This is a genomic window from Arthrospira sp. PCC 8006 (assembly GCF_046480465.1).
In the GTDB taxonomy this organism is placed as follows: domain Bacteria; phylum Cyanobacteriota; class Cyanobacteriia; order Cyanobacteriales; family Microcoleaceae; genus Limnospira; species Limnospira platensis.
In genome coordinates this window covers 1-7,335 of record NZ_PKGG01000240.1, presented here as the reverse complement: position 1 = coordinate 7,335, position 7,335 = coordinate 1, and the positions used below count along the sequence as shown (strand labels likewise).

The following is a 7,335-nucleotide window of genomic DNA, read 5'->3' as shown; positions in this document are numbered from 1 at the left end:
GTTATGATTTCCAAAACTGGTGGTGGCTATCGCCGTTACTCTCTACTCCCTGATTTCTCAGTTCGTTTATGACCTTGAGTTCCCTGCCTTGCTTAGTTACCTTAGCGTCGGGACATATAATCAGTTATGAGGATGCTCAGGAGAGGTCTCCTTATATCCAGATTCGGAGCTGGAATCCTCACCGGGCAGTTATTTCGGGCATTTCAGCCCTATTTCATACCCGAACGTCTCGCACCTGCATCCAGTACATAATATTCACCCTTGTTGATACTTAGGTAAATTCGTGCTATTGCGTCGTGGGCTGACCGTCCGGGACGGAACCCATAGCTTGTGCCTTCAAATCTCGATTCCCATTCAGGTTCGAGAGCCGATTTAACCAAGGCTTGCCTCGCTCTATCTTGGATTGTAGGAATGCCTATTCCAGCTTTTTTCATCCCTTCCAGGTTTTGGTATCCATACTCTCCTAAGTGCTTTTGCTTTAAGGCTTCCCTTAATATTCTCAACAAGTTCCAACCTTTGTCTTGGGGAGATTACTCTCATTCCATCGATTCCAGCCGTTTTCTTGCCTTGACCCGCTTGGGGGGCGGGTTTATTAAGCTGACTGTTGGGAAGCATGGCTGACCGTGGAACCCGCCCCTACAGCCGCACTGCTAAGAGTCTGGCATAATATGATTTCACCAGTAGACGTTGCCACCTTCTTGCCTTTGCGTCYTGTCCCGATTTAGCTGCTTGAAATATCCTCTTTTGGAGCTTGAAAACTTTTCTCTGGACTTTCGCCCATGGAATATGTTTCCATACAAACGCACGTCTTGATTGGTCTTGATTTCTCAAATCCTTTCTTTAAACTCGCTTTCGTCATAGTAACTCCTACTAGACTCTATTCTTTACAATCAAACCGTGACCCGTCTGCATATCCTTATCATTAYAATAAGGCGTTGGCTTTTGGTCACATCTCACCCCCTCAAAGGCATTCGCTTACATTTGTCACTTCTAACTATCTCGACCAGATTGTTAGAGCCTTAGAGGGATTACAACGTTSCGTTTATATGGGCATTCCATCTTTAGATTTGTCCTATCCACCGGGGTACTTTTAAAGGTCTGTGTAGGTGCAACATGAAATACCCTACTTTTTCCCTTGTTCTTTTGAACGCAGCGTATCAACCTGTTTCGCTGCTTAATAATGACGATGGTTCAAGCCGGACATTCGGTTTCCCTAATCATGGATGGTTGGCAGTGGTCGCATCTGGTAGTAGGTTCTACTTCACGCCTTCCGTTCCCCGCTTCAATCCTGGGGTTATGATTCCCAAAACTGGGGGTGGCTATCGCCGTTACCCTCATCTCCATTCCATTCATTCCTGTTCGGTTTCCCGATTTCTTTCCAGTTCGGTTTTCCGTCCCTTCAATTATTAAGAAATGTTAATAATTATTACGGAGTGTGTTGACCTTGGGTTCCCTGCCTTATCTGTATATTTCTATACAAATGTTGGGACATATAAACAGTTATGGGGATGGTCAGGAGTGCGCTCCTTATATTCAACCGAGGGGTTGAAGTCCCCATCAGGCGGTTATTTCGGGTATTGCAACCCTATTTCATGCCTGAACGTCTCGCACTCAGGTTTTAATTCTAATCCTACAGGTTTTAGCCATTCAGAAATTGCAGTTTTGCACTGTTCAATGATTCCTAGGTCTTTTGAGATAACCACAAAATCATCAGCGTATCTTATAAGGTTTACCTGAGTAGCTGTTCCATTATTTGGATACATTTCTTTAATTAGCCTTTCCATACCATCCAGTGCGATGTTAGCTAGGAGTGGACTTATTACCCCTCCTTGGGGTGTCCCTGTTTCTGTATCATCAAATACGCCGTTATCTAGCACACCAGATTTGAGCCATTGTTTCAGGTCTCTCTTTAGGCTCCTTGGACAATGAATTTTGGATAGTAGGTAATCATGGTTTATTCGGTCAAAGCATTTCGCTATATCTGCATCCAGTATGTAATAACCTCCTTTGTTTATACTTTGAAAGATTCTGGATATTGCATCATGAGCCGACCTTCCAGGTCTGAATCCATAGCTAGTGCCTTCAAATCTCGATTCCCATTCCGGTTCGAGTGCCGACTTAACCAACGCTTGCCTTGCTCTGTCTTGGATTGTGGGTATTCCTATTCCAGCTTTTTTCATCCCTTCCGGGTTTTGGAATCCACACCCGTCGCAGTGGTTTTGCTTTGAGGTTTCTTTTAATGCTCTCAACAAGTTCAAACCTTTGTCTTGGAGAGATTGCTCTCATTCCATCGATTCCGGCTGTTTTCTTGCCTTGATTATCTTGAGTCACTCGTCGCACTGCTAAGAGTCGGGCATAATATGATTTCACCAGTAGACGTTGCCACCTTCTTGCCTTTGCCTCCTGTCCCGATTTAGCTGCTTGAAATATCCTCTTTTGGAGCTTGAAAACTTTCCTCTGGACTTTCGCCCATGGGATTTGTTTCCATACAAACGCACGTCTTGATTGGTTTTGATTTCTCAAATCCTTTCTTTAAACTCGCTTTCGTCATAGTAACTCCTACTAGACTCTATTCTTTACAATCAAACCGTGACCCGTTAGGTTATGGTCGAAAGGGAAGTCACCTTCCCCAACTCCAATTCCAAACCGTACTTGAGACTTTCACCTCATACGGCTCCTGATGTAGATACCCCTTTTGACATCGGGAACAGGGCAACAACTCCCTGCTTTGTGACTTCAACTTTTGGAGCTAAATACAACATCGTAGTCTTTAAACTCGCTTTCGTCGTAAACACTCTTAATTGTCGCAGTCTCTATATCCACACCGTGACTAGTGGGCATATCCTAACCATTACAGTTAGGCATTAGCTTTCAGTCACATCCTTTCCCCTTAAAGGTATACGCTTACACTTTTCACTACTCCGCAGATACCTCCTGCTGAGAACCTATGAGGGGTTTAAACGTTCCGTTTATACGGGCATTCCATCTTTAGACTTGTCCTATCCACCGGGGTAATTTTAAAGGTCTGTGTAGGTATTGATATGATTATCCTACTTTTCCCCTTGCCCTTTTGAACGCAGCGTATCAACCTCTTTCGCTGCTTAATAATTACGATGGTTCAAGCCGGAACATTCAGATTTCCTTAGTCATGGATGGTTGGCAGTGGTCGGATTATTGGGAATAGGTTTCCCTCACGCCTTCCGTTCCCCGCTTCAATCTGACGGGGTGTGATTCCTGAAACTGGGGGTGGCTATCGCCGTTACTCTTTCCCACAATCGCCCAAGTGGTTTTAATCCTCCGTGTTATATAGTTGAGTATTGCGATTTTCTTTGTGAAATTAACCTTGAGTTCCCTGCCTTGCTTTCGCTTTGGGACATATAAACAGTTATAGGGATGGTCAGGAGTGCGCTCCTTATATTCAACCAAGGGGTTGAAATCCCCACCAGGCATTTATTTTCGGGCATTGCAGCCCTATTTGATGCCTGAACGTCTCGCACAACTCAGTTACACTATAGGTATTATCCTAAAAATAATAATATAACCCCATGGCACAACAACTAAAGCGCTGGGAGTCCGCGCGTCGCCAAGGGCGCAACCACAAAGGTAAAGGTGGTGCGGCTAGAATGCGACAGCTAAAAAAACAACAGCAACAGTTGCGTAAACAACTCCAAACCAACCAACCCAAAGACCAACACCAACACCAAAACCCAAAATCACCAATTCAGGGGAAGGATCATTTATCCTTCCCTCTTTTTATTTTAGGGTTTCAGTTGAATATTGGGGCAAATAGTATCAGCCATGCGACTCGCTGACGGCTGATCTTCCCACTGACTCAGTAACTCCTGAAGTTCTCCCTTCAAGCCTTCTAGGGCGATAATTTGTTGATTAATATCCGCTACCTTAGCTTGTAAACGCTGCTTCACTTGGTCACAGGGAATGTCACCACGATCGCGAATTTTCAGAATTTCCGCAATTTCCGCCAAACTCAACCCCAACCCTTGCGCGCGTTTAATAAMTGCCAGTCGGGTCAATACTTCCGGAGCAAATAGCCGATAACCCGACCTGCTACGATCAACAGTCGGCCAGAGTAACCCAATATCATCATAGTAGCGAATTGTTTTCACCGATAAACCACTTTCGGCCGCTACCTCTCCAATTTTCAGCAACTTATCAACCCCCAACCTAACTCATTAGTAGGGAGGACGAGGCTTTTTATTCTGAGTCAGCATAGGTAAGGAAGGACGGGAACCACTCGGCGGTAAATAGTATTCCGGCGCGGTTTCGGTTTGTTGTTCCACTGGCGATCGCTGTATAAGCCACCAACGCCAGGCTACCGCTACTCCCACGGTTCCCAGACCGAGACTCAACAGCGGTAAACTCGCAGTTACACCACCAATTACAGTATCAACCGCCCCAACTGTAATCACAAAACTGACAATTGGTTCTCTGCGGTAAGCAGACTTTAAAATTCTCGGTAACAAAGCGTTCATATTACTTTGACTCTGCTGTTTAGTATTAGTTTAGACGGAATCAGACTCAACCAGGTTGCTACAGCATTTAGGCTCCTTGTGAATTGTAGGGCAGCTAGGTCAACTTGAAAAGTCGCTTAGGTATCAATTTTTTGATCACCCCCCTACTCGTCCCTACTGGTCCCTACTCCTCCGACCCTCACCCTTACCCTTCCCCCATACGATTATAACTTCAGTCTCGGTGAACTGGAAACCGGGATAGTTTGACAAACCTACTCACCACCCGCCCGATTAGATTTTAACACAATACAGAGCCAAAATAGGTAGTTAAGATTCCCCAAAATTTGCTATAATCCAAAACCAGCATTCCCACCTAATAATTAATGAAAGAAGTTGATAACCTTCCCCGTCCAAATATGGTAATTGTAATTGGTGCTGGTATAGGCGGATTAACCACCGCCGCACTACTGGCTCATCGAGGATCTTCCGTGTTAGTCCTCGACCAAGCCATAGTTCCGGGCGGCTGTGCTTCCACGTTTAAACGTAAAGGTTTTACCTTTGATGTAGGGGCGACCCAAGTGGCTGGTTTAGAACCCGGCGGCATTCATCATCGTATTTTCTCGGAATTAGAAATAGACTTACCAGCCGCCACCTTCTGCGACCCGGCTTGTGCGGTATTTTTACCCGGAGAAACCCAGCCGATTCGAGTTTGGCGAGACCCAGAAAAATGGCAGCAGGAACGACAAGAACAGTTCCCAGGGAGTGAAAAGTTTTGGCAATTAATGGGAACTCTATTTGAAGCTAGTTGGCGGTTTCAAAGTCGCGATCCGATTTTACCTCCTCGGAATTGGTGGGATTTAGTGCAACTGGTGAAAGCCTTGCGTCTCGATACCATGATTACCCTACCTTTTACCCTATTGACGGTAGGGGATCTATTGCGGATCTATGGAATAGACAACGATCGCCGTCTGAAAACATTTCTGGATTTACAATTAAAATTATACTCCCAGGTGAACGCCGATGAAACGGCATTACTGTATGCAGCCACAGCGTTGGGAGTATCCCAATCACCCCAAGGACTCTATCATTTACAGGGGAGTATGCAAGTATTAAGCGATCGCCTAGTAGCCAGCCTGAAACGGGACGGAGGAACCCTATTAATGGGTCATACCGTAGAAGCGATCGAAACCGAAAACCGTCAAGTCGTAGCGGTCAAAATTCGCGATCAAAAAACCGGGAAAGTGTGGCGAGAAACCACCGATCTAGTAGTTGCTAACGTCACAGTTCAGAACATAGTTAAGCTATTAGGTTGGGAAAACCACATTTCCACCAATCCCCTCGATCGCATTTACCACCACCGTATKAATAAACTCCCCCCAGCTTCTGGGGCTTTCGTCATTTATTTAGGAGTTGATCAGTCAGCCATTCCCCCCGAATGCCCCCCCCATCTCCAATTTCTTTACGACTATAACCGACCCATTGGCGAAAACAATTCCCTATTTGTTTCCGTCAGCCACCCAGGGGACGGACGCGCCCCCCACGGACAAGCCACCATTATTGCTTCTAGTTTCACAGATACGCAGCAATGGTGGCATAACCCAGATTATCAGAAACTCAAACACGAATACACCCAACAGGCCATTAATCGTCTAAGTTCCTACTTTCAGCTTACCCCAGAAACAATCATTTATTCCTGTGCTGCCACCCCCCGCACTTTCGCCCGTTATACCGCGCGTGACCAAGGCGTTGTCGGTGGTGTAGGTCAGCGGATTTCCACCTTTGGACCCTTTGGCTTTTCCAATCGTACCCCCATTAATGGATTATGGCTAGTGGGAGACTGTACCCACCCCGGAGAGGGAACAGCAGGGGTATCCTATTCAGCTTTAACCGTAGTCCGACAACTCGAAAACCAGTTCACCCCTCCAAAACATTAGGGCGGCGCAGTATATCTATAACCTGGTAATTACCGGACAACTCAGGAAAATTTATACAAATAGCCATCTCTCCTAAAAACAGGTTTAAAATCTATTGGCTTGACTGAAAACTGAGTTTGGTCAGGTTTGGTTAAAACAAAACTGCCGCGACTCGACGGGGTGATTCTACCGATTCCATGTGTCTTATGCTTGGCTATATCCCCGGTAAGCCATCCCTTAATTGGCTTTAATGGGTTATGGCGAATCGGAAGCCTCTTGTTAGGAGCCGCTTTTTGACGGCCACCACGCCCAAAACAAGTAATTAGTAGTGGCTGGTGAGTTTTAATTTTCAACCGGGTCGGGGTGCTTTTTCCCACACAAGCCGCATCTAGCCAATGGGTTTTCGGTAGTCCTTGAACCGTCCGATTATATTTTGTTAAACCTCCAGTGCCAATTTCAATGGGTAATCCAGTTAGCTTCAGGCCGTTAAACAATGCCCATCGGGTAGAGTTGACGGCGGCCGCATTTTTCAGGGGGGCTTGGGCCTGAACTAGCAACCGCTTCAAGATTTCGGGTTTTTTTTCCAGAAACTCACGGGCCGACTGAGAACCTTTTTTCTGGGTATTGCACAGTGAGGAATGATTAAGAGAACGGAGGAAGTTGTCCATGCTTCAAATAATAGATAAGTAAGCGAATTGATTTGTACAACATCTCAGTGGACTTGGAATCACACAAAGTTTTGCGATGTAGCCTGGCTAAATAGTGCCTCAGACGGCAGTTTTCTCCTTCTACTCTTGTCATAGCCGTTTTGCTGACTAGATGATTGCAATCCTCAATTAAGCAAGGATAAACTTTGTATCCGTCCGTAATATATAAAAAACAAGCCCAGCCCTGAATCATTTGCCATAATGTGGTAAAAGGTGCGAAACGTTCAGGCATCAAATAGGGCTGCA

General features: G+C 45.6%; 9 protein-coding genes and 2 pseudogenes. 2 read left to right on the top strand and 9 right to left on the bottom strand.

All coding sequences use genetic code 11. The features are described 5' to 3' along the window. Window positions 1-209: 209 nt before the first annotated feature. The 5 genes and pseudogenes from B9T16_RS23545 to B9T16_RS23525 form a co-directional block, all read right to left on the bottom strand. Window positions 210-434, bottom strand: coding sequence for a reverse transcriptase domain-containing protein (locus B9T16_RS23545; RefSeq protein WP_014276642.1), 225 nt, complete (start codon window positions 432-434; stop codon window positions 210-212). Next, the gene (locus tag B9T16_RS23540) at window positions 394-615 is read right to left on the bottom strand and encodes a hypothetical protein (RefSeq protein ID WP_014276641.1); all 222 of its coding nucleotides are present in this window, start codon (window positions 613-615) and stop codon (window positions 394-396) included. The genes B9T16_RS23545 and B9T16_RS23540 overlap by 41 nt, the downstream gene beginning before the upstream one ends. Before the next feature lie 87 nt (window positions 616-702). Continuing rightward, window positions 703-831: pseudogene (locus B9T16_RS23535) on the bottom strand (reverse transcriptase N-terminal domain-containing protein); the annotation flags it as partial. Between the two features lie 360 nt (window positions 832-1,191). Beyond that, the gene (locus B9T16_RS23530; protein ID WP_410245910.1) at window positions 1,192-1,353 is read right to left on the bottom strand and encodes a hypothetical protein; all 162 of its coding nucleotides are present in this window, start codon (window positions 1,351-1,353) and stop codon (window positions 1,192-1,194) included. 233 nt (window positions 1,354-1,586) lie between these two features. Then, window positions 1,587-2,551: pseudogene (locus tag B9T16_RS23525) on the bottom strand (reverse transcriptase domain-containing protein); the annotation flags it as partial. 994 nt (window positions 2,552-3,545) lie between these two features. Between B9T16_RS23525 and B9T16_RS23520 the strand changes: the two are divergent. Continuing rightward, window positions 3,546-3,812, top strand: a complete 267-nt coding sequence (locus B9T16_RS23520) for a hypothetical protein (protein ID WP_410245909.1) — start codon at window positions 3,546-3,548, stop codon at window positions 3,810-3,812. On the opposite strand, the gene B9T16_RS23515 is transcribed toward B9T16_RS23520, so the two are convergent. Together B9T16_RS23515 and B9T16_RS23510 are read right to left on the bottom strand one after the other, a co-directional pair. Continuing rightward, entirely contained in the window at window positions 3,759-4,181 is a 423-nt protein-coding gene (locus tag B9T16_RS23515) for a heavy metal-responsive transcriptional regulator (protein ID WP_410245908.1), read from the bottom strand. The two genes, B9T16_RS23520 and B9T16_RS23515, sit on opposite strands and share 54 nt — an antisense overlap. A 9-nt stretch (window positions 4,182-4,190) precedes the next feature. Next, window positions 4,191-4,490 carry a hypothetical protein gene (locus B9T16_RS23510; RefSeq protein ID WP_006616243.1) on the bottom strand — a complete coding sequence of 100 codons (300 nt, stop codon included), beginning with the start codon at window positions 4,488-4,490 and terminating at the stop codon, window positions 4,191-4,193. A 362-nt stretch (window positions 4,491-4,852) separates the two neighbouring features. On the opposite strand from B9T16_RS23510, the gene crtD reads away from it, so the two are divergent. Next, window positions 4,853-6,403 carry a C-3',4' desaturase CrtD gene (gene crtD / locus B9T16_RS23505; protein WP_410245907.1) on the top strand — a complete coding sequence of 517 codons (1,551 nt, stop codon included), beginning with the start codon at window positions 4,853-4,855 and terminating at the stop codon, window positions 6,401-6,403. Window positions 6,404-6,444: 41 nt separating this feature from the next. Here crtD and B9T16_RS23500 read toward each other — a convergent pair whose 3' ends face one another. After that, window positions 6,445-7,050 carry a hypothetical protein gene (locus B9T16_RS23500; protein ID WP_014276636.1) on the bottom strand — a complete coding sequence of 202 codons (606 nt, stop codon included), beginning with the start codon at window positions 7,048-7,050 and terminating at the stop codon, window positions 6,445-6,447. Continuing rightward, a partial coding sequence (locus B9T16_RS23495) for an IS1 family transposase (protein WP_410245906.1) occupies window positions 7,025-7,335 on the bottom strand: 311 nt, incomplete at its 5' end. The genes B9T16_RS23495 and B9T16_RS23500, both read right to left, overlap by 26 nt.

Coding starts and splice junctions, on each gene's coding strand:
- B9T16_RS23545 (WP_014276642.1), bottom strand. CDS start 434: ATGAAAAAAGCTGGAATAGGCATTCCTACAATCCAAGATAGAGCGAGG.
- B9T16_RS23540 (WP_014276641.1), bottom strand. CDS start 615: ATGCTTCCCAACAGTCAGCTTAATAAACCCGCCCCCCAAGCGGGTCAA.
- B9T16_RS23530 (WP_410245910.1), bottom strand. CDS start 1,353: ATGAATGGAATGGAGATGAGGGTAACGGCGATAGCCACCCCCAGTTTT.
- B9T16_RS23520 (WP_410245909.1), top strand. CDS start 3,546: ATGGCACAACAACTAAAGCGCTGGGAGTCCGCGCGTCGCCAAGGGCGC.
- B9T16_RS23510 (WP_006616243.1), bottom strand. CDS start 4,490: ATGAACGCTTTGTTACCGAGAATTTTAAAGTCTGCTTACCGCAGAGAA.
- B9T16_RS23500 (WP_014276636.1), bottom strand. CDS start 7,050: ATGGACAACTTCCTCCGTTCTCTTAATCATTCCTCACTGTGCAATACC.